The organism is Streptomyces sp. NPDC006733 (assembly GCF_040636125.1).
In the GTDB taxonomy this organism is placed as follows: Bacteria; Actinomycetota; Actinomycetes; order Streptomycetales; family Streptomycetaceae; genus Actinacidiphila.
Genome location: NZ_JBEYJD010000002.1, coordinates 203,701 through 223,253, shown reverse-complemented (window position 1 = coordinate 223,253; position 19,553 = coordinate 203,701). Strand labels below are relative to the sequence as shown.

Genomic DNA, 19,553 nt, shown 5'->3' with positions numbered 1-19,553 from the left:
GCCGCCCCGCTCTCCCGTCTCCGCCCACACGTCGACAGGGCCGGACCCGTCACGCGTCGACCAGCACCGGACCCGTTCACGCCTCAGCGGGGACCAGTCGCGTCACGCGTCGACCAGGATCACTTCCAGCGTCCGCGGGCCGTGCACGCCCTCGACCCGGTCGAGCTCGATGTCGCTGGTGGCGGAGGGGCCGGAGATCCAGGTCAGCGGGCGGGCGGGGTCGAGGCGTTCCATCGCCTCCGGGATCGAGTCGACGATCTGGCCGGGGGCCAGCACCACGCAGACGTGGTGGTCCGGCACGAGGGTGATGCGGCGCCGGCCCTGCCCCCCGGAGCCGTCCAGCACGATGGTGCCGGTCTCGGCGACGGCCACCGCGCAGCCGGTCACCACGCTGTCCACCGCGTCGAGTTCACGCGCCGTCAGGTCGGCGGTGTCCGCGACGAACTCCACCCCGGTCACCGCGGAGAGCCAGCCGTCGGGCAGCCCGTCGGGGACGACCGCGGAACGGGCGCCGCGCGCGGCGAGCAGGGCGGCGATCAGCGCCGGGAGCCCGTCGGCCGCACACCGGTGCACCAGCGCGCGGTAGTCCGCGAGATGCTCGGCCAGCAGCCCGGCGGTCTGCTCCGGGGTGCGCGATCCGTGCACCCGCAGGTAGCCGCGCTCCAGCGGGACGCTGCCGGGCAGCTCGTCGCGCGGCACGTCGGCCAGCGCGCGGCGGATCCGCCCGAGGACCCGCTCCCGGCTGCCCGCGTGGACCGGGTGGATCGAAGGGCCCTGTTCGGGACTCGGGTCGCTCATGTGCTCTTTCCCTCTCCCCGGGTGCGCTGCCACCAGTCGCGGAACGATTCGGCGGGCACGTCCGGCAGTTCGCGCGTCGCGGACCAGGCGCGTCCCGGCCCCGGCAGCCGCGCCGGGTGCAGCCGCCGGGTGCGGGCGGCCAGCCGCTGGCCGGCGCGGAGCGCGGCCGGGTGGTCGAGTGTCCAGCGGGCGGCCCGCATCGCGGCCCGCTCGGCGGCGTGCCCCTTGGCCGGCCTGATGACGGCCCGGGTGCCGCGCAGCGTCACCGCTCCGCCCTCGACCACCCGTTCGCGCAGGTGGACCAGGACCTCGGGGATGTCGATCGCGACCGGGCAGACCTCGTAGCAGGCGCCGCACAGCGTCGACGCGTACGGCAGCGACGCGTCCAGCGCGGAGGCGGTGCCGCGCAGTTGCGGGGTGAGGATCGCGCCGATGGGGCCGGGGTACGCGGAGCCGTACGCGTGGCCGCCGGCCCGCTCGTAGACCGGGCAGACGTTCAGGCAGGCGGAGCAGCGGATGCAGCGCAGCGCCTGGCGGCCGACGGTGTCGGCGAGGGTGTCGGTGCGGCCGTTGTCGAGCAGCACCAGGTGGAACGTCTGCGGCCCGTCGCCCGGCGTGATGCCGGTCCAGGTCGAGGTGTACGGGTTCATCCGCTCGGCGGTCGAGGAGCGCGGCAGCGTCTGGAGGTAGATCTCCAGGTCCTGCCAGGTCGGGATGGTCTTCTCGATGCCGACGACCGAGATCAGGGTCTCGGGCAGGGTCAGGCACATCCGGCCGTTCCCTTCCGACTCCAGGACGACGAGGGTGCCGGTCTCGGCGACCATGAAGTTCGCGCCGGAGACGGCGACCTTGGCGCGCAGGAACTTCTCCCGCAGGTGCAGCCGGGCCGCGTCCGCGAGGTCGGCGGGCTCGTCGGACAGCCCCTCGGGCGCCGCCCGGCCCCAGTCGCCCATCCGCTCGGTGAAGATGTCGCGGATCTCGGAGCGGTTCTTGTGGATCGCCGGGACCAGGATGTGCGACGGGAGGTCGTCGCCGAGCTGGACGATCAGCTCGGCGAGGTCCGTCTCGTAGGCGTGGATGCCGGCCGCGCCGAGGGCCTCGTTGAGGCCGATCTCCTGGGTGGCCATCGACTTGACCTTGACGACCTCGGTCTCGCCGGTGGCGCGGACGAGCTCCGTCACGATCCGGTTGGCCTCCTCGGCGTCGGCCGCCCAGTGCACCACGCCGCCCGCGGCCGTGACCGCCGCCTCCAACTGCTCCAGGTAGTGGTCGAGATGGCGCAGCGTCCGGTCCTTGACGGCGGCGCCGGCGGCCCGCAGCTCCGCCCAGTCGTCCAGTTCGGCGACCGCCGCGGCGCGTTTGGCGCGGATGGTGTGCGTGGCATGGCGGAGGTTGCCGCGCAGCTGGGTGTCCCGGGTGGACTTCTCGGCCGCCTGCGGGAAGGCCGGCATCCCCAGATACGTGCCGCTCATCGGACCTCTTCCATCGGATAGGGGTGATCCTGGGTCGCGGCGAGGATCTCGGCGATGTGCACCGGGCGGACCGGCGAGCCCTCGCGGGCCAGCGTGCCGCCGATGTGCATGAGACAGGAGTTGTCGACGGTGCAGACGGTGGCGGCACCGGTCGCGCCGACGTGCCGGGTCTTGTCCGCGCCCATCGCACCGGAGACCGCGGGGTTCTTGACGGCGAAGGTGCCGCCGAAGCCGCAGCACTCCTCCGCGCCCTCCAGCTCGCGCAGCTGCAGGCCCGCGACGTTCTCCAGCAGGGCGCGCGGACGCTGCCCGAGCCCCAGCACCCGCAGCCCGTGGCAGGTGGGGTGGTAGGCGACCGTGTGCGGGAAGTACGCCCCGACGTCGGTCACCTTCAACACGTCCACCAGGAACTCCGTGAGTTCGTACGTCCTGGGCACCACCGAGGCGGCCGCTTCCGCGAGGGCGTTGCCGCGCCCCTCGGCGGCGGCCTTCGCCCCGATCCGCGGATAGTTCTCGCGGACCATCGCCGCGCACGACCCGGACGGGGTCACGATGTGGTCGTACCCCTCGAACGCGGCCGCGTACCGGTGCACCAGCGGCTCGGTCTCGTGCCGGTAGCCGGTGTTGAACTGGGGCTGCCCGCAGCAGGTCTGCGCCGCCGGGAAGTCGACGTCGACGCCCAGCCGCTCGAGCAGCGCCACGGTGGCCCGCCCGGTGTCCGGGTAGAGCATGTCGTTCACGCAGGTGACGAAGAGGGCTACGCGCATGGGCTCATACTGCCGTAGCGCGCGATCAGGCGGAAGCAGACATCGGATGTTTTCTGCTGCGCAGCCGCAGATGCCGTCTTCCGGCGGCCGCGTGGCGCCCCGGGGGCGGGCGCGGTGAGGGCGCGGGGCTGGGCGGGGAGCTCCCGCCGTGAGCGCGAGTTGACCATGGGCGGAAGGTTACGCTCCCCGCGCCCGGGCGGTCAGTGCGTCAGCGCGGCGGACTGTACGGGCGTCAGTGCGCGAGCGCGGCAGCCCGTACGGGCGTGGTCCCCGCCGTTCCGCCCGTCTCCGTGCCGCCCGCCTCCGCCCCGCTCGTCCCCGTGCCGCCCGCCTTCGCTCTGCCCGTCTCCGCTCCGCCCGCGAGGAGTTCGCGGATCTCGCGCACCGCCGAGCGCCCGGCCCGGTTGGCGCCGATGGTGCTGGCCGAGGGCCCGTAGCCGATGAGGTGGACGCGGGGGTCCTTCGCGACCCGGGTGGTGCCCTCCAGCCGGATGCCGCCGCCGGGCTCGCGCAGCCGCAGCGGCGCGAGGTGGTCGAGGGCGGCGCGGAAGCCGGTGGCCCACAGGATGACGTCGGCCCGCAGCTCGCGGCCGTCGTCCCAGGCGACGCCGTCCTCGGTGACGCGGTCGAACGCGGGCAGCGGGTCCAGGATGCCGCGCGCCCGCGCGGCGCGCACCGCCTCGGTGGCCGCGAGTCCGGTGACGCTGACGACGCTCTGCGGCGGCAGCCCGGCCCTGACCCGCTCCTCGACGAGCGCGATCGCGGCCCGCCCCCAGTCCTCGTCGAACGGCTGGTCGCGGAAGACCGGCGGACGGCGGGTGACCCAGGTGGTGTCGGCGACCTCCGCGAGTTCCATCAGCAGCTGCACGGCCGAGGTCCCGCCGCCGACGACGATCACCCGGCGGCCCGCGAACTCCGCCGCGCCCCGGTAGCCCGCGGTGTGCAGCTGGCGGCCGCGGAAGGTCTCCTGGCCCGGGTAGTGCGGGACGAAGGGGCGGTCCCAGGTGCCGGAGGCGTTGATCAGCGCGCGGGCGGACCACGCTCCGGCGTCCGTCTCGACGAGCAGCCGTCCGCCGCCCGTTTCGCGGACCGCCGACACGTTCACCGGGCGGTGCACCCGCAGGTCGAAGGCGCGCTCGTAGCGCGCGAAGTACTCGGAGACGACCTCGGCCGAGGGCCGGGCCGGGTCGGCGCCCTCCAGCGGGAGGCCGGGCAGGTCGTGGACGCCGTGGGCCTTGGCGTAGGTGAGCGAGGGCCAGCGGAACTGCCACGCGCCGCCGGGGCCGGGGGAGTGGTCCAGCACGGCGAAGCCCTCGTCGGGCCGCAGTCCGGCCCGGGTGAGGAAGTACGCGCCCGACAGGCCCGCCTGCCCGGCACCGATGACGGCGACGTCGACCTCGTGCGCTCCGCTCAAGTCGTTCACGGTTCTACCAACCTTGGGACGTGCGGAAAGCTTCCCGCGGGGCGCGGATGTCAGGGTCCGGGCGCGGGTCGGGAGCCGTGGCGGTGGTGTCCGGCCGAGGCGTCAGCGGCCGGTGGCCGTGGCGCGTGCCGGGGCGGCGGCGCGCGCGGAGCCGGCGGCCGGGACCGGCGCCGCATCGGCTGCGGGGCCCCGCTCCGCGGGCACGGGCGTGAGGGCTGAGACGGGCGCGGGCGCCGGCATCCGGGGCTCCGAGGCCCAGCGCCGCAGCCGGGCCACCCGCTCCGCGGCCTCCTCCAGCCGGGCGGGGGAGAGGTCCCCGTCGGCCACCGCGCGGGCGGCGGCGGTGTGGATCGCTTCGTGCACCCCCGCGCCGCACGCCGGGCCGAGCTGGACGAGGTCGACGCCGGCGATCCAGGCCAGCACCGCCGCGCCCGGCACGCCCCAGCCGTCGACGATCGACGGCGCGTCGAGCGTGTCGCTGACCACCACCCCGCCGTAGCCGAGTTCCCCGCGCAGCACGCCCGTCACGGCCCGGGCGCTGAGGGTGGCCGGGACGCCGTCGCCGCCCGGCGCCGGCGTCCGTCCGGCGGTGATCGCCCGTACTCCGGCCGCTGCCCCCTCGGCGAACGGCCGCAGCGGGCCCTCGCCCGTGAAGGGGCCGAGGGCCGCGGCGACGCCGTGCGCCTGGAGGTCGGTGACGAAGACCCGGGTCTCGTCGGCCCGCAGCGCGGGCCGGACGCCGAGGTGCAGGTTCGTACCCAGGGAGACCAGTTCGGCCGCCGCGGAACTGCCGCTGCCGCCGTTTCCGGAATCGTTTCCGTACCGTCCACGCCGGCCCGGAGCCCCGCCGGGACGGCCGGTGAGGCCGTCCGGAAGCCGCTCGTGCAGCGCGGCCGTGATCCGGCGCGAGGCGTCGGGGGTGCGCGCGCAGACGACCACGCCCGGCATGCCCCGGTCGAGCCCGAGCCGTATCCACTCCGGCAGCCGCTCGGTGCGGCAGGAGGGGAGCAGGCAGGCGTCGACCAGTGCGGCGATTCGGTGCTGGGTGTTCACGTCGCTGTCCCCCTTTGGCGCGCGGCGGCAGTGGGAGGGTATCCCGAGAGCGTCCAAATGGTCCAGACCAATCAGAAGACGGCTGCCCGTCCGGCTGGAAACAGCCTCCGGACGGACGGGCAGCCGCCGATTCCGCCGCCGCTCAACGCCCCCCGGCGAGCAGCAGCGGCGCGCCGCCCGGCGCGGACGCCGGACGGCCGTTGGCGGCCGGAACCCCTGCCAACGGCGAGCCGGGGACGGTCTCGAGGAGGCCGCGTGCCGCCAACTCGGGCGTCACGCCCTCGCCGAACCAGTACGCCTCCTCCAGGTGCGGGTAGCCGGAGAGCACGAAGTGCTCGACGCCCAGGGCGTGGTACTCCTCGATCCGGTCCGCGACCTCGGCGTGGTTGCCGACCAGCGCCGTGCCCGCGCCGCCGCGCACCAGACCCACCCCCGCCCACAGGTTGGGGGAGATCTCCAGCTTGTCGCGGGAGCCGCCGTGCAGCGCCAGCATCCGCTGCTGGCCCACCGACTCGCTCTTGCCCAGCGCCTGCTGCGCGGCGGCGACGGTGTCCTCGTCGAGGTCGTCCAGCAGCCGGTTCGCCGTCGCCCAGGCCTCCTTCGAGGAGTCGCGCGAGATGACGTGCATCCGGATGCCGAACCGGACCGTGCGGCCCTCCTTCTCGGCGAGCCCGCGGATCCAGCCGATCTTCTGCTTGACCTGCTCCGGCGGCTCACCCCACGTCAGGTAGACGTCCGCGTTGCGGGCCGCGACCGGCCCCGCGGCGGCCGACGAGCCGCCGAAGAAGATCGGCGGGCGCGGCTCGGGCGGCAGCGCCACCAGCCCGCCCTCCACCTGGTAGTGCTCGCCCTGGAAGTCGTAGGGCCGGCCCTCCCAGGCACCGCGCACCACCGTCAGGAACTCGTCGGTCCTGGCGTAGCGGCTGTCGTGGTCCAGGTGGTCGCCGAAGCGCTTCTGCTCGGTGGAGTCACCGCCGGTCACGACGTTCAGCATCAGCCGGCCGCGGGTGATGCGCTGGTAGGTGGCCGCCATCTGGGCCGCCAGCACCGGCGAGATGACGCCGGGCCGGAACGCCACCAGGAACTTCAGCCGGTCGGTGTGCTGCGACAGCGCCACCGTCGTCAGCCAGGCGTCCTCGCACCAGGTGCCGGTCGGCGTCAGCACCCCCTCGAAGCCCAACTGGTCGGCCGCGCGGGCGATCTGCGCCAGGTAGTCGATGTCGGGCGCGCGGACGCCGCTGATCGGGGTGATCCGCGAGCGCTTGATGCCGCCGTCGGTGTAGGCGTGGCGGTCGACGAGCGTCCGGCCGTCCCCGCCCGTGGGCAGGAACCAGTGCAGGTGCACGGACATCAGGATGAGGCCTTTCCGTAGGAGTGCGCCGGAGCGTCGGAAGCCGGCAGGTCGCCGTTGAAGCGCTGGTCGACGAAGTCCTTGAACGTGAAGCGGTTGGGGATGAGCTTCAGGTCGGCGAAGGTGTCGGCGATCTTCTGCTCGGACGCGATCGCGGCGTCGTCCACGGCCACCGTCACCCGGGTGCCGCTGCTGCGCTTCACCGCGTCGAGCGCGACCTCGTACGGCAGGCCGGTCTCCTTCGACCACACCTTCGCCCACTCCTCGGGGTGGCCGTGCGCCCAGTCCTGGGCCCGGCGCAGCCGCGTGAGGTAGTCGCCGACCGCCTGGGCCTTGTTCTTGTCGGCCAGCGCCCCGGGCGCGGCGACCTGGAAGGCCAGCCCGTTGACGACGCCCTCACCGGTGGCCAGGATCCGGGCGTCCGCCTTGCGCAGGACCTGGGAGGTGTACGGGTCCCAGATGGCCCAGGCGTCGACCTTGCCCCGGCTGAACGCCGCCAGCGCGTCGGCCGGCTGCAGGTAGCTGACCTTGACGTCGTCGAGCTCCAGGCCCGCCTTCGCGAGCGAGGCGACCAGTTGGAAGTGGGCGGAGCTGCCCTGCGCCACCGCCACCGACCTGCCCTTGAGGTCAGCCACCGACTTCAGGTCCGAGTCCTTGGGCACCGCGATCACCTCACCGGCGGAGGAGCCGTGCGAGGCGCCCACCACCGTGATCTTCGAGTGCGCGCCGGCCGCGAAGACCGGCGGGGTGTTGCCGACCCCGCCGATGTCCACCGCCCGCGCGTTGACCGCTTCGAGCAGCGGTGGACCGGAGGTGAAGGTCGACCATTTGATCTTGTACGGGACGTTGTCGAGCTGCCCGGCGGCCCGCAGGATCGCCTCGGAGCCGCCTTTCTGGTCACCGACGTTGAGCGTGACGCCGCTCAGGCCGCCCTTCTGCGAGGAGCCCGCGGCGTCGGCGGCGGCGGACGACCCGCCGCAGGCGGTCAGCAGGAGGGCGAGCGGGAGCAGCAGGGCGGGGGCGAAGCGTCGTTTCATGAGGGGTCTCTTCCGTTCCGAAGGGGTCGTCAGGCCGCTTGCGCGGACAGGTGGTTGTCGACGCCGAGCTGGTCGAGCAGGCGGGAGCGCAGTTCGACGAAGCGGGGGTCGCCCGGATCGCGGGGGCGCGGCAGCGCGACGGGGTTGTCGTGGGCGATCACGCCGTCCTCCATCACCAGCGCGCGGTCGGCCAGCAGCAGCGCCTCGTCCACGTCATGGGTGACGAGCAGCACCGCGCACCCGCGCCGCTGCCACAACTCGCCGACCAGCCGCTGGGCGGTGATCCGGGTCAGCGCGTCCAGCGCGCCGAACGGCTCGTCGAGCAGCAGCAGATCCGGCTCGCGCACCAGCGCCCGGGCCAGCGACGCGCGCTGGGCCTCGCCGCCGGAGAGCGTCTTGGGCCAGGCGCCGGAGCGGTGGCCGAGCCCGACCTCCTCCAGGGCCCGCTCCGCGACCGACCGGTCGGGGTGGCCGGGCAGCCCGAGCAGGACGTTGCGCCACACCCGCTTCCACGGCATCAGCCGCGGCGACTGGAAGGCCACCGCACGCCGCCGGGGCACCAGCACCGAACCCTCGACCTCGCGGTCGAGACCGGCCAGCACCCGCAGCAGCGTGCTCTTGCCGCAGCCGCTGCGCCCGAGCAGGGCGGTGAACTCGCCCGGCCGGATGTCGAGGTCGAGCCGGTCGATCACGGCGCGCCCGTCGAAGGAGCGGGTCAGCCCCTCGACGTGGACGGCGGTGGCGGGACGCTCGGCCCTGAGATCCTTGACCTCGTTGTTCCGGGTCACTTTCCGGTGAAGGTCGGTCGCCATTGCAGCAGCAGCCTTTCGAGAGAGCGGACGACGATGTCGGCGGTCAGGCCGAGGAAGGCGTAGACGACGAGGCAGACCACGATCACGTCGGTCCTGAAGAACTCGCGGGCCTGGTTCATCACGAAGCCGATGCCGTCGTCGGCGTTGATCTGCTCGCTGAACACCAGCGCGAGCCAGGCTGTCGCCAGCGAGTAGCGCAGCCCCGTCATCGCCCCCGGCAGCGCGCCGGGCAGGACGACGTGCCGCACCAGGCCCCAGCGGGACAGCCCGAGCGAGGTCCCGGCTTCGATGAGCTGCTCGTCCACGCCGCGGATGCCCGCGTAGACGTTCAGGTAGAGGTGGAAGGCGACGCCCAGCGAGATCAGCGCGATCTTGGGCGCCTCGCCGATGCCGAGCCAGATGATGAACAGCGGGATCAGGCCGACCCACGGCACGGTGCGCAGCATCTGCACGCTCGCGTCGACGAGGTCCTCGCCGAGTCGGGAGAGCCCGGAGACCAGCGCGAGCGCGGTACCCGCCAGCACGCCGAACAGCAGCCCCAGCGCGACGCGTTGGAGCGACACCAGCATCGCGGACGGCAGCGTCCCGTCCGCGATCAGCTCCTTCCCGGCCCGCGCGATGGTGCCGGGGGAGGCGAGGATGTCGGGCTCCAGCACCCCGGTGGCGCTCAGCACCTGCCACAGGGCCAGCAGGAGCAGCGGCCCGGCGGTGCGGCGCAGCCAGCGCGGCACGGGGCGGCGGCGGGAGGAGGCCGAGACGAGGGGTTCCAGCTCAATGGCGGAATCCTGCTCGGAAATAACGGATATGTCCGGCGGAGAATCGACGGTGGGCATGGCGGCTCCATGGCGGAGGGCAGACGGCGGCACGCCTCGGTGCGCAGGCCCCAGGACAGGCGGGATCCCTACGGGATCAGCCCGGGAGCGCGCTCAAGGACGAGGCGGGAGAAGAAGGACGAGCCGGTGAGAAGGCGTCAGCAGCCGTGAGGACACGCGGCGGAGGCCACCCGCAGCAGGTCGATGTGACCGCGCGTGGTGAGCAGAACGGGACGCAACATGCGGGAGAACCTAGCGAGCCGCACCGAGCCCGGTCAACGTTGTCTCGCCACCCGGACGGCCATCTCAAACGCGCAACCGCCGCCGTTGCGCGACCATGGAGGCATGGCCGACGCGTTCACCACCCGCACCCTCGACATCCCGACCGGCTCCAGCGAGACGGTCCACGACCTCACCGCCGCCTGCGCCGCCTTCCTCGCCGAGACCGCACACGGCCGCGACGGGCTGCTCAACGTCTTCGTCCCGCACGCCACCGCGGGCATCGCCGTCATGGAGACCGGAGCGGGCAGCGACGACGACCTCCTGGCGGCCCTGCACGACCTCCTTCCGGCCGACAACCGCTGGCGCCACCGCCACGGCACCCCGGGCCACGGCCGAGACCACGTCCTCCCCGCCCTGATCCCGCCACACGCCACCCTCCCGGTCATCGCCGGCCACCTGGAACTGGGTACCTGGCAGTCGGTCGTCCTGGTGGACACGAACGTGGACAACCCGCGGCGGCAGGTGCGGCTGTCGTTCCTGGGCTAGAACACGGGCCAGGCCCGCCAGTCATGGGCACGGGTTCGGCCACGCCGGCCGGTTCCAGCAGGGCCGGGAGACTGCCCTCGCCCTCACCGCCCCAGATCGGCGTAGCGCACGGTCTGGGCGGCAAGGCCGGCCACCATGGCGGTCTCCGCGACCGAAACGGCGATCAGCGGCCAGCGGGCCGGGCCCAGCAGCCAGTAGCCGGATATCGCGGCCAGCGGGACCACGCAGAAGGTGAGCAGGTCGACGGCGAGCTGGATGCGCTTGCGGGAACCGCGGTGTTCGTCGCCTTAGTTTAGGCTTCCCGTCGAGTCCGCGTGTTACCGCTCGAAGGGAAACTGATCATGCTTCGCCCTGTGCGGGTAGCGATAGTCGGAGCCGGGCCTGCCGGGATCTACGCAGCCGACGCGCTGCTGAAGTCCCCGGCGGCCGTCACGCCCGGTGTGTCCATCGACCTGTTCGAGCGGATGCCGGCGCCGTTCGGGCTGATCCGTTACGGTGTCGCGCCCGACCACCCGCGGATCAAGGGCATCGTGACCGCCCTGCACCAGGTGCTCGACAAGCCGCAGGTGCGGCTCTTCGGGAACGTGGACTACCCGAACGACATCAGCCTCGACGACCTGCGCACGTTCTACGACGCGGTGATCTTCTCCACGGGCGCGACGGCCGACCGGGCGCTCGACCTTCCCGGCAGTGACCTGGCCGGATCGTACGGTGCGGCCGACTTCGTCTCCTGGTACGACGGGCACCCGGACGTGCCGCGGACCTGGCCGCTCGAAGCGGAGAAGGTCGCGGTCCTCGGGGTCGGCAATGTCGCGCTCGACGTGGCGCGCATCCTCGCCAAGACCGCGGAGGAGCTGCTGCCGACCGAGATCCCGCCGAACGTGCACGAGGGGCTGAAGGCCAACAAGGCGCTGGAGGTCCACGTCTTCGGGCGCCGCGGTCCCGCGCAGGCGAAGTTCAGCCCGATGGAGCTGCGGGAGCTGGACCACTCGCCGAACATCGAGGTCATCGTCGACCCCGAGGACATCGACTACGACGACGGCTCGATCGCGACCCGGCGCGGCAACAAGCAGTCCGACATGGTGGCCAAGACGCTGGAGAACTGGGCGATCCGCGACGTCGGCGACCGGCCGCACAAGCTGTTCCTGCACTTCTTCGAGTCGCCCGTCGAGATCCTCGGCGAGAACGGCGAGGTCGTGGGGCTGCGCACCGAGCGCACCGCGCTCGACGGCACGGGCAACGTCACGGGCACCGGCACCTTCAAGGACTGGGACGTCAGCGCGGTCTACCGGGCGGTGGGCTACCTCTCCGACGAGCTGCCCAAGCTGCCCTGGGACGTCGAGTCCGGCACGGTTCCCGACCAGGGCGGCCGGGTGATCGAGGAGACCGGCGAGCACCTGCGGTCGACGTACGTCACCGGGTGGATCCGGCGCGGCCCCGTCGGGCTGATCGGCCACACCAAGGGCGACGCCAACGAGACGGTCGCCAGCCTGCTGGACGACCACGCGAACGGCCGGCTGCTGACGCCCGCCTCGCCCGCCCCGGAGGACGTGGAGGCGTTCCTCGGCGAGCGCGGCGTCCGCTTCACCACCTGGGAGGGCTGGTACCGGCTGGACGCCGCGGAGAAGGCGCTGGGCGAGCCCCAGGGCCGCGAGCGGGTGAAGCTCGTCGAGCGCGAGGACATGCTGGACGCCAGCGGCGCGTAGCCACCGCGCACCCACGACGAACGGCCCGGGCAGGAGCCCGGGCCGTTCGTCCGTCCCCGCGATGGCGGGAATCGTCACAACCCTGTCCTTGCCGCCATCCGCCCGCGCCGATGACGATGAGGGGGTGACCGACCACCGCATCGTCTTCGTCGTCGTCCCGGACTTCCAGATCCTCGATCTGACCGGGCCGCACGAGGTGTTCTCGCAGGCCGGACGGCACGGCACGGTCGGACCCCGCTACCGGATCGACACGGTGGCGGCCGCTGCGGGCCCGGTCGCCTCCTGCGGCGGGCTCGCCGTCACCCCCACGCTGACGCTCGACGCGTGCGAGGGCCCGATCGCCACGCTGGTCGCCGTCGGCGGCCCCGGCATCCGGCGGGCCGTCCAGGACGCGGCGTTCGTCGGGTGGTTCGCCGCCGCCGCCCGGCGGGCGGAGCGCGTCGCCTCCGTCTGCAGCGGCGCCTTCCTGCTCGCCGCGGCCGGGCTGCTCGACGGACGGCGGGCCGTCACCCACTGGAACAGCTGCGCCGAGCTGGCCGAGCGGTATCCCCGGGTGACGGTCGACGCCGACCCGATCTTCCTGCGGGACGGCGACGTCTGGACCTCGGCCGGGGTCACCGCGGGCATCGACCTGGCGCTGGCGATGGTCGAGCAGGACCACGGCGCCGGCCTCGCCCGGGACATCGCCCGGCAGCTCGTGATGTTCGTGCAGCGGCCCGGCGGCCAGGCGCAGTTCAGCACCCAGCTCGCGGCGCAGCGCCCGGCGCGGGCACCGCTGCGCGAGGTGCAGGAGTGGATCGCCGACCACCTGGGCGCCGACCTGGCGGTGCCGGTGCTGGCCGCGCGCGCCGGGATGAGCGAGCGCAACTTCACCCGGGTCTTCCGGGCCGGTACCGGCCGCACGCCCGCCGCCTACGTCGAGGCCGTCCGCGTCGAGGCGGCCCGGCGGCTGCTGGAGACCACCGACACGACCGTGGGCGCCGTCGCCCAGCGCTGCGGCTTCGGCACCGCGGAGACCATGCACCGCACCTTCCAGCGCACCGTCCGGGTCACCCCGGGCGAGTACCGCCGCCACTTCGGCAGCAGCTGAGCGTCATCCGGGCATCAAACCAGCACCATCCGATCGTCAACGTGCACCAACTGACCAGGAGTCGCCATGCGCATCGTCATTCCGCTCTTCGACGGGTTCACCGCACTGGACGCCGTGGGCCCCTACGAGGTGCTCAAGATGCTGCCGGGAGCCGAGACGGTGTTCGCCGCCGAGTCGGTGGGGCCGGTCAGGGACAGCGACAGGACCCTCGCCCTGACGGCCGACGCGTCGTTCGACGACATCACCGCCTGCGACGTGCTGGTGGTGCCGGGCGGCCGGGGCGTCCGGGACTTCCTGGCCGACGAGGGCCTGATCGCCTGGGTCCGGCGGACGCACGCCACGACCACCTGGACCACGTCGGTCTGCACCGGCTCCCTGGCGCTCGCCGCCGCGGGCCTGCTGGACGGTCTCACCGCCGCCTGCCACTGGACCGCGGAGCAGGAGCTGAACGGGCTCGGCGCGATCTACACCAAGGAGCGGGTGGTCTTCCACGAGGAGCGGCGGATCGTCACCTCCGCCGGGGTCTCCTCCGGGATCGACATGGCGCTCGCGCTCGCCGGGCGGATCGCCGGCCGCAGCACCGCCGAGGCGATCCAGCTGATGATTGAGTACGACCCGCAGCCGCCCTTCGACGCCGGCTCGCTCGACAAGGCGCCGCAGGCCGCCAAGGACCTCCTGAAGGCGGGTCTCAGGCGGTAGGACCGGCCGCGCGGCCACCGCCACGACCCGCCGCTTCGGCGCTCCTGCCCACCGCCTCGACCAGCGGCAGCACCCGGTGCGGGACGCGCTCGCGCAGCGCCACCTCGGTGCGGGTGCGGACCACGCCGGGGGTGCTGATCAGCCGCTGGACGACGTCCTCCAGGTGCGCGTTGTCGCGCGCGACGACGCGCGTCAGCAGATCGCCGCCGCCGGTGACCGAGACCGCCTCGATGATCTCGGGCACGGCCGCCAGCGCGTCACCGACGTCGTCCAGGTGCCCCTGGGTCACCTCGATGTGCACGAAGGCCAGCACCGGGTGGCCCAGCGCGGCGGGCGACAGCCGCGGACCGAAGCCGGTGATCACGCCGTCGCGCTCCAGCCGGTCGATCCTGGCCTGGAGCGTGCCGCGGGCCACGCCCAGGACGCGGGCGTACTCGCGCACGCTGGTGCGGGGCTGTTCGAGCATCAGCCGCAGAATGCGGGCGTCCAGCGCGTCGACGGCCATGGGCCAGTGGTCTCCTCTTGGTACACGGATCGGGCTGCTTACTGTACCAATGGCTCACCTGTCACCAGCCCGTTTGAGCCATTGCCCCTGATGATGTTTTGCTTGGCGTGACGATGGCGTTGCGGTCCTCCGCAACGCCTTTGCCATGTCCGTAGACCGAACGACGTCGAGCACGTCGAGCAAGGGGCGGGGACCACCGACGTGAAGAGGATGTTCATCGCTCCGGACCCGGGGCACGTACGGCTGCGCTTCGCGGCCCGTGCGGTCCTGGGCATCGGGACGGGCGTCGCCTCCGCCCAGCTGGCGGGGCTGCCGATGCCGGCCGTGGCGGCCGGCGGGCTCGCCGCGCTGCTGGCGCTCTTCGTCGTCACGGACGCCCGGGTCGGTCAGCAGGCGCTCACCACCGCGCTGATGCCCGTCGTGGGCCTCCCGGTGCTCGCCGCCGCCGCGTGGCTGCACAGCGTCCCGTACGCCCGCGACACGGTCTTCGTGGCGGTCGTCTTCGCGGGCGTCTACGCCCGCCGCTGGGGGCCGCGCGGCCACGCGCTCGGCGTCTTCGCGTTCATGATGTTCTTCATCTCCCAGTTCCTGCACGCCGCCCCCGCCGCGCTCCCCGAGCTCTGCGCCGCCGTCGGCCTGGGACTCGGCTCCGCCGCACTCGTCCGCTTCGGCGTCTGGTGCTACGAGCGCCGGGCCGTCGCACCGGCCGTCGTCGCGCTGCCGCAGGCGCGCGGGCTGCGCCGGATCACCACCCGCCAGGCCTTCCAGGCCGCCGCCGCGTCCGGCTGCGCCCTCGCGCTCGGCCAGGCCCTCTCCGAGGACCGCTGGTACTGGGCGGTCGGCACCGCGTGGTGGATCTTCGTCAACACCGCCCACCGGGGAGAGACGCTGGTCCGCGGGTTCCGCCGGGTGCTGGGCACGGTCACCGGCATCGCGGCCGGGCTGGCGCTGGCCCTGCCGCTGCACGGCGCGGGGGCACCGACCGCGCTGCTGCTCGCGGTCTGCGTCTTCGGCATCTTCTACACCGCGCCGGTCTCGTACAGCTGGATGATGTTCTTCGTGACCGTCATGGCCGGCTCGCTCTACGGCCTGCTGGGCATCCTCCACCCCGGTCTGCTCTGGCTGCGGCTGGAGGAGACCGCCGTCGGCGCGCTCGGCGCGGCACTGGCCGTGGCCGTCGTCCTGCCGATCAGCACCCACTCCGCCACCGACGCCTGGATCCGGCACGCGCTGCACGGCGTGCGCGACTTCACCACCCAGGCCGCGCACCACCTGGCCGGCGGCCCCGGCGAGGACCTCGCGCAGCGCGCGCGGGACCTCGACCTCGTCCTGGGCCGGGTCAGGACCTCCGTGGCCCCGCTGGTCCACCCGTTCAGCCCGCTGCGGGCCCGCAGGGCGCGGGCCCGCCAGGTGCTCGCGCTGCTCGACGAGTGCGCGGACCGGGTACGCGGCCTCGCCGCCGTGGTGGCCGACCCGGACGCCGGCCACGACGAGCGGCTGCTCGCCGCCTGCCGCCGCGTCGAGGAGGCCGTCACCCGCCTCGTGGCGCCCGGCGCCCCGCACGTCCCCGCCGCGCTCACGGTGGCCGCCGAGGCCGCGGAGCACCCGCACGCGGACCACGCGCTGGCGCACCTGCACGCCCTGGAGGGGGCGCTCGTCGAACTGGTCGCACCCCTGCGCGCGACTCCGCGCGCCCCTTTGGCCGCCTGAGCTGCGACGTGGACACGCGGGCCCGGTCTGAGGCGGATGCATCGGCCACGGACAGGATGGATCAGCTCCTGCCCGGGTAGGACCCTGCGCATCGGAATTCCGCGGGCCGCAGCGGGATGCGGCCCGGGAGCCGGACATCCTTGGGGAGCGCGCGGCGTGCTGAACTTTCTGCGAAGGACCGACGTCAGGGCGCATCAGGATCGGACAGTGGAAGCGGCTCCACGCCCGGCGGTGCGCCCGTCGGGGCCGGAGCAGAGGGACGCGCGGGACGAGGTCTGGCCGCTGGCCAGGGATTTCCTGCGGCAGCTGCACCGCGAGGAGGGCGACGCCGACGGCCTCGCCGCCCGCCTGACGCGGGTACGGGCCGAGATCGACGCCACCGGCACCTACCGGCACACGAGACAGGAACTGGTCTTCGGCGCCCGCGTCGCCTGGCGCAACAACAACCGCTGCATAGGCCGGCTGTACTGGAACTCCCTGCGCATCCGCGACCGGCGCCGGATCTTCGACGCCGCCGGGGTCGCCGAGGAGTCGGCCGCCCACCTGCGCGCGGCGGCCAACGGCGGACGGATCCGCCCGGTCATCACCGTCTTCGCCCCCGACGCGCCCGGCCTGCCCGGGCCGCGGATCCACAACGAGCAGCTGATCCGGTACGCGGGATACCGGGACGCGGACGGCGCGGTGACGGGGGACCCGCGCAACGCCGGCCTCACCGAGACGGCCGAGCGGCTCGGCTGGCCGCGCGGGCCGGGCACCGCGTTCGACGTCCTGCCGCTGATCGTGCAGGGGCGCGGCGAGGCGCCGCGCTGGTTCGCCCTGCCGGCCGACGCGCTCCTCGAGGTCCCGATCTTCCACCCGGAGTTGGAGTGGCTGGCCGACTGGGGCCTGCGCTGGCACGCCGTCCCGGCCATCTCCGACATGAGCCTGGAGATCGGCGGGATCCGCTACCCGGCCGCGCCCTTCAACGGCTGGTACATGGGCACCGAGATCGGGGCCCGCAACCTCGCCGACACCGACCGCTACGACCTGCTGCCGCGCTTCGCCCGGCGGTTGGGCCTGGACACCAGCAGCGACCGTTCGCTGTGGAAGGACCGTGCGCTGGTCGAACTCAACCGGGCCGTCCTGCACTCCTTCGACCGGGCCGGCGCCACCGTCACCGACCACCACACCGAGTCCCGGCGGTTCCTCGCCCACGTCGACCGCGAGGAGAGCCATGGGCGGAGCGTGCCGGCCGACTGGTCGTGGATCGTGCCGCCGATCTCCGGCTCGGCGACCGAGGTCTTCCACCGCTACTACGCGACGGGTGACCGCACCCCGGCGTACGTGCACCGCTCCGCCGCGACGCACACGGACCCCGGCGCGTGTCCCGGGACCGCGCCCGTATAGCCCCGGGGCCGCCCCCGTGCGGCCCCGCCCGCGCGGCCGGGCGTGCCGCCCACTAATGTCACCGCAGCACAAGTAGCTGGAGTGACAGGAGCAGTGGTGGCCGCGCACGCATACATCGGATCGTTCACGTCGGCGGGCGGACGCGGTCTCACCACCGCCGCCGTGGACCCCGGGACCGGTGCGCTCACCGTGCTGGGGTCCACGGCGGAGGTGGACGACCCGTCCTTCCTGGCGCTCTCCGCCGACCGCGGGGTGCTGTACACGGTGAGCGAGACGCGGGAGGGCGGCGCCGCCGCCTTCTCGCTGGCGGACCCCGCCGCGCCGCGCCCGTCGGGCGGCACCGTGCCCGTCGGCGGGAGCGCGCCCACGCACCTGTGCCTGCACGGCGAACACCTGGTCACCGCCAACTACTCGTCGGGCAGCGTCAGCACGCTGGCCCTCGACGCGGCGGGCGGGATCGGGGCGGTGCGCAGCGTGCTGGAGCACGAGGGCGACGGTCCCGACCGCGACCGCCAGACCGGCCCGCACGCGCACATGGTGCTGCCCGACCCCTCGGGCCGCTGGCTGCTCAGCGTCGACCTCGGCACCGACTCGGTGCGGGTGTGCGAACTGGACGCGGCCACCGGTGAGCTGGAGATCGAGCGGGAGCTCGGGCTGCGCTCCGGGACCGGGCCGCGCCACCTGACCTTCCACCCGCGTGGCGACCGGGCGTACATCATGAACGAGCTGCGGTCCGTCGTCACCGTCTGCCGGTGGGACGCGGCGGCCGGATCGCTGCGCCCGGTGACCGAGGTGTCGGTCCTCCCCGAGGGCGCGGCGGGCCCGGAGACGCCCAACTACCCGTCGGAACTGGTCGTCTCGCAGGACGGACGGTTCGCCTGGGCGGCCAACCGCGGCCACAACAGCATCGCCGTGCTCTCCCTGGACGCGTCGGGGGAGCGGATGGAGCTGCTGGACACCGTCCCCTGCGGCGGGGACTGGCCGCGCCACCTGACCGCGGACCCGTCGGGGCGCCGGCTGTACGCGGCCAACGAGCGCTCCGGCGACGTGACCTGGTTCGACGTCGACCAGCAGACCGGCATCCCTCAGCAGGCCGGCTCGGTGGACGTGCCGGCCGCGTCGTGCGTGCTGCTGCGCTGAACACGCTGATGTGCTGAAGGCCCTGTGCTGAACGCCCTGCGCTCAGCGTCCTGCGTTGAGGTTCCTGCGCTCAGCGTCCGGGCGGACAGCAAGAAGGACGGTGCGGGCGGCGCACGCGGCGCCGCCCGCACCGTCCCGCGGGGTGTCAGTGCGTCGGGGCGCCCTGCGGGGCGATACCGAGCGCGGTCGTGTACTTGGCGACCACGAGCTTGCCCACCGCCGGGTAGGGGCCGAGGGCGTCCGCCCCGGAGCAGCCCGCCTCCTCGGCGGCCGACTGCAGCAGCGGCGCGGCGACCTCGGGGCCGATCAGGCACGGCGCGAGGGCCAGGTTGGTGGAGCCGGAGGACCGCAGCTGCTCGGCGGCGCGGGCGATCGACCCGTCGACGTCCAGCGCCGCGGCCAGCACCGGTACCGCGAGCCGGGCCGCGAGCAGCAGGCCGGTGACCCCGGCCGCCTGGACGGCCTCCTCGCCGCCCACGGTGGCCAGGATGATGCCGTCGGCCGCCGTCGCGACGGTGAACAGCCGGGCGCGGTCGGCGCGGGCCAGACCGGCCTCGGAGAGCCGCACGTGCAGCGCCTCGGCGAGCAGCGGGTGCGGGCCGAGCACGTCGGTCACCTCGGTGCCGCAGCGGCTGTCCGTCACCGCCTGCCGGATCCGGCGGACCACCGCGGTGTCGGGGCCGGCCAGCAGCGGGACCACGACGGCGGCGGTGGATTCGTCGGCGCGGTCGGCGGCGGCCTGCGTCAGCACCGTCTGGAGCGTCGGGAACTCGGCGTCGTCACCTTCGAGGTAGCCGATGCGCGGGTCGAGGCCCGACAGCTCGGAACGGGCGATGCTCAGGACCTCTTCCGCCAGGCTGCGCACGGCGGGGGTCGGGGTTCCGGGAACAGCGAGGACCAGCACCGGCGCGCCCTCGGGCGCGGCCAGGGGCTCCGGTCGGCGGTGGCGTCCCGGCTGTCGGGGACGCGGCATTCGAACGGGGAGGCCGGCTGCTGGGCCAGTGGCAGTGCTCATGGCGTCGCA

The 19,553-nt window shown here is 73.9% G+C and carries 20 protein-coding genes; 7 read left to right on the top strand and 13 right to left on the bottom strand.

Annotated elements, in window-relative coordinates; genetic code table 11:
• Window positions 1-102: 102 nt before the first annotated feature.
• The 10 genes from ABZ721_RS03260 to ABZ721_RS03215 form a co-directional block, all read right to left on the bottom strand.
• Window positions 103-798: an LUD domain-containing protein gene (locus tag ABZ721_RS03260; RefSeq protein ID WP_358786835.1), complete on the bottom strand. Its 696-nt coding sequence runs from the start codon at window positions 796-798 to the stop codon at window positions 103-105.
• Window positions 795-2,270, bottom strand: a complete 1,476-nt coding sequence (locus ABZ721_RS03255; protein ID WP_358786834.1) for a lactate utilization protein B — start codon at window positions 2,268-2,270, stop codon at window positions 795-797. Before ABZ721_RS03255 ends, ABZ721_RS03260 begins: the two co-directional genes overlap by 4 nt.
• Complete coding sequence (locus ABZ721_RS03250) at window positions 2,267-3,037, bottom strand: (Fe-S)-binding protein (protein ID WP_358786833.1); 771 nt, start codon at window positions 3,035-3,037, stop codon at window positions 2,267-2,269. The genes ABZ721_RS03255 and ABZ721_RS03250 overlap by 4 nt, the downstream gene beginning before the upstream one ends.
• 232 nt (window positions 3,038-3,269) lie before the next feature.
• Window positions 3,270-4,451 (bottom strand): NAD(P)-binding domain-containing protein, encoded by a 1,182-nt coding sequence (locus tag ABZ721_RS03245; RefSeq protein ID WP_358786988.1) that lies wholly within the window; start codon window positions 4,449-4,451, stop codon window positions 3,270-3,272.
• 111 nt (window positions 4,452-4,562) lie between these two features.
• Complete coding sequence (locus ABZ721_RS03240; protein ID WP_358786832.1) at window positions 4,563-5,513, bottom strand: glycoside hydrolase family 3 N-terminal domain-containing protein; 951 nt, start codon at window positions 5,511-5,513, stop codon at window positions 4,563-4,565.
• A gap of 142 nt (window positions 5,514-5,655) precedes the next feature.
• Window positions 5,656-6,864 carry an LLM class flavin-dependent oxidoreductase gene (locus ABZ721_RS03235; protein WP_358786831.1) on the bottom strand — a complete coding sequence of 403 codons (1,209 nt, stop codon included), beginning with the start codon at window positions 6,862-6,864 and terminating at the stop codon, window positions 5,656-5,658.
• On the bottom strand, window positions 6,864-7,901 hold the full coding sequence (locus tag ABZ721_RS03230) for an ABC transporter substrate-binding protein (RefSeq protein ID WP_358786830.1): 1,038 nt from the start codon (window positions 7,899-7,901) through the stop codon (window positions 6,864-6,866). Before ABZ721_RS03230 ends, ABZ721_RS03235 begins: the two co-directional genes overlap by 1 nt.
• Window positions 7,902-7,930: 29 nt before the next feature.
• A complete protein-coding gene (locus ABZ721_RS03225; RefSeq protein ID WP_358786829.1) occupies window positions 7,931-8,713 on the bottom strand; it encodes an ABC transporter ATP-binding protein in 783 nt (260 codons plus the stop codon).
• The gene (locus ABZ721_RS03220) at window positions 8,686-9,546 is read right to left on the bottom strand and encodes an ABC transporter permease (RefSeq protein WP_358786828.1); all 861 of its coding nucleotides are present in this window, start codon (window positions 9,544-9,546) and stop codon (window positions 8,686-8,688) included. Before ABZ721_RS03220 ends, ABZ721_RS03225 begins: the two co-directional genes overlap by 28 nt.
• 137 nt (window positions 9,547-9,683) lie before the next feature.
• Window positions 9,684-9,767: a putative leader peptide gene (locus tag ABZ721_RS03215; protein ID WP_358786987.1), complete on the bottom strand. Its 84-nt coding sequence runs from the start codon at window positions 9,765-9,767 to the stop codon at window positions 9,684-9,686.
• 103 nt (window positions 9,768-9,870) lie between these two features.
• Between ABZ721_RS03215 and ABZ721_RS03210 the strand changes: the two genes are divergently transcribed.
• Window positions 9,871-10,293 (top strand): secondary thiamine-phosphate synthase enzyme YjbQ, encoded by a 423-nt coding sequence (locus ABZ721_RS03210; RefSeq protein ID WP_358786827.1) that lies wholly within the window; start codon window positions 9,871-9,873, stop codon window positions 10,291-10,293.
• Window positions 10,294-10,376: 83 nt separating this feature from the next.
• On the opposite strand, the gene ABZ721_RS03205 is transcribed toward ABZ721_RS03210, so the two are convergent.
• Window positions 10,377-10,517, bottom strand: coding sequence for a hypothetical protein (locus ABZ721_RS03205; protein WP_358786826.1), 141 nt, complete (start codon window positions 10,515-10,517; stop codon window positions 10,377-10,379).
• A gap of 117 nt (window positions 10,518-10,634) precedes the next feature.
• On the opposite strand from ABZ721_RS03205, the gene ABZ721_RS03200 reads away from it, so the two are divergent.
• From ABZ721_RS03200 to ABZ721_RS03190, 3 genes are all read left to right on the top strand, one after another.
• Window positions 10,635-11,999, top strand: a complete 1,365-nt coding sequence (locus ABZ721_RS03200; protein ID WP_358786825.1) for an FAD-dependent oxidoreductase — start codon at window positions 10,635-10,637, stop codon at window positions 11,997-11,999.
• A gap of 124 nt (window positions 12,000-12,123) precedes the next feature.
• Window positions 12,124-13,089, top strand: coding sequence for a helix-turn-helix domain-containing protein (locus ABZ721_RS03195; RefSeq protein WP_358786824.1), 966 nt, complete (start codon window positions 12,124-12,126; stop codon window positions 13,087-13,089).
• 66 nt (window positions 13,090-13,155) lie between these two features.
• The gene (locus tag ABZ721_RS03190) at window positions 13,156-13,788 is read left to right on the top strand and encodes a DJ-1/PfpI family protein (protein WP_358786823.1); all 633 of its coding nucleotides are present in this window, start codon (window positions 13,156-13,158) and stop codon (window positions 13,786-13,788) included.
• On the opposite strand, the gene ABZ721_RS03185 is transcribed toward ABZ721_RS03190, so the two are convergent.
• The gene (locus tag ABZ721_RS03185; RefSeq protein ID WP_358786822.1) at window positions 13,778-14,293 is read right to left on the bottom strand and encodes an Lrp/AsnC family transcriptional regulator; all 516 of its coding nucleotides are present in this window, start codon (window positions 14,291-14,293) and stop codon (window positions 13,778-13,780) included. The genes ABZ721_RS03190 and ABZ721_RS03185 overlap by 11 nt on opposite strands.
• A 210-nt stretch (window positions 14,294-14,503) precedes the next feature.
• Between ABZ721_RS03185 and ABZ721_RS03180 the strand changes: the two genes are divergently transcribed.
• The 3 genes from ABZ721_RS03180 to ABZ721_RS03170 all read left to right on the top strand — a co-directional run bounded on the left by ABZ721_RS03180 (window position 14,504) and on the right by ABZ721_RS03170 (window position 18,529).
• Complete coding sequence (locus tag ABZ721_RS03180) at window positions 14,504-16,003, top strand: FUSC family protein (protein ID WP_358786986.1); 1,500 nt, start codon at window positions 14,504-14,506, stop codon at window positions 16,001-16,003.
• Between the two features lie 282 nt (window positions 16,004-16,285).
• Window positions 16,286-17,389: a nitric oxide synthase oxygenase gene (locus ABZ721_RS03175; RefSeq protein WP_358786985.1), complete on the top strand. Its 1,104-nt coding sequence runs from the start codon at window positions 16,286-16,288 to the stop codon at window positions 17,387-17,389.
• Between the two features lie 96 nt (window positions 17,390-17,485).
• The gene (locus ABZ721_RS03170) at window positions 17,486-18,529 is read left to right on the top strand and encodes a lactonase family protein (RefSeq protein WP_358786821.1); all 1,044 of its coding nucleotides are present in this window, start codon (window positions 17,486-17,488) and stop codon (window positions 18,527-18,529) included.
• 145 nt (window positions 18,530-18,674) lie between these two features.
• On the opposite strand, the gene ABZ721_RS03165 is transcribed toward ABZ721_RS03170, so the two are convergent.
• Window positions 18,675-19,544, bottom strand: coding sequence for a hypothetical protein (locus ABZ721_RS03165; RefSeq protein WP_358786820.1), 870 nt, complete (start codon window positions 19,542-19,544; stop codon window positions 18,675-18,677).
• Between the last annotated feature and the right edge of the window lie 9 nt (window positions 19,545-19,553).

Excerpts from the sequence above, each read along its gene's own strand:
- ABZ721_RS03260 (WP_358786835.1), bottom strand. The coding sequence starts at position 798 with ATGAGCGACCCGAGTCCCGAACAGGGCCCTTCGATCCACCCGGTCCAC.
- ABZ721_RS03230 (WP_358786830.1), bottom strand. The coding sequence starts at position 7,901 with ATGAAACGACGCTTCGCCCCCGCCCTGCTGCTCCCGCTCGCCCTCCTG.
- ABZ721_RS03235 (WP_358786831.1), bottom strand. The coding sequence starts at position 6,864 with ATGTCCGTGCACCTGCACTGGTTCCTGCCCACGGGCGGGGACGGCCGG.
- ABZ721_RS03210 (WP_358786827.1), top strand. The coding sequence starts at position 9,871 with ATGGCCGACGCGTTCACCACCCGCACCCTCGACATCCCGACCGGCTCC.
- ABZ721_RS03185 (WP_358786822.1), bottom strand. The coding sequence starts at position 14,293 with ATGGCCGTCGACGCGCTGGACGCCCGCATTCTGCGGCTGATGCTCGAA.
- ABZ721_RS03225 (WP_358786829.1), bottom strand. The coding sequence starts at position 8,713 with ATGGCGACCGACCTTCACCGGAAAGTGACCCGGAACAACGAGGTCAAG.
- ABZ721_RS03220 (WP_358786828.1), bottom strand. The coding sequence starts at position 9,546 with ATGCCCACCGTCGATTCTCCGCCGGACATATCCGTTATTTCCGAGCAG.
- ABZ721_RS03200 (WP_358786825.1), top strand. The coding sequence starts at position 10,635 with ATGCTTCGCCCTGTGCGGGTAGCGATAGTCGGAGCCGGGCCTGCCGGG.
- ABZ721_RS03250 (WP_358786833.1), bottom strand. The coding sequence starts at position 3,037 with ATGCGCGTAGCCCTCTTCGTCACCTGCGTGAACGACATGCTCTACCCG.
- ABZ721_RS03165 (WP_358786820.1), bottom strand. The coding sequence starts at position 19,544 with ATGAGCACTGCCACTGGCCCAGCAGCCGGCCTCCCCGTTCGAATGCCG.
- ABZ721_RS03255 (WP_358786834.1), bottom strand. The coding sequence starts at position 2,270 with ATGAGCGGCACGTATCTGGGGATGCCGGCCTTCCCGCAGGCGGCCGAG.
- ABZ721_RS03180 (WP_358786986.1), top strand. The coding sequence starts at position 14,504 with ATGTTCATCGCTCCGGACCCGGGGCACGTACGGCTGCGCTTCGCGGCC.
- ABZ721_RS03190 (WP_358786823.1), top strand. The coding sequence starts at position 13,156 with ATGCGCATCGTCATTCCGCTCTTCGACGGGTTCACCGCACTGGACGCC.
- ABZ721_RS03215 (WP_358786987.1), bottom strand. The coding sequence starts at position 9,767 with ATGTTGCGTCCCGTTCTGCTCACCACGCGCGGTCACATCGACCTGCTG.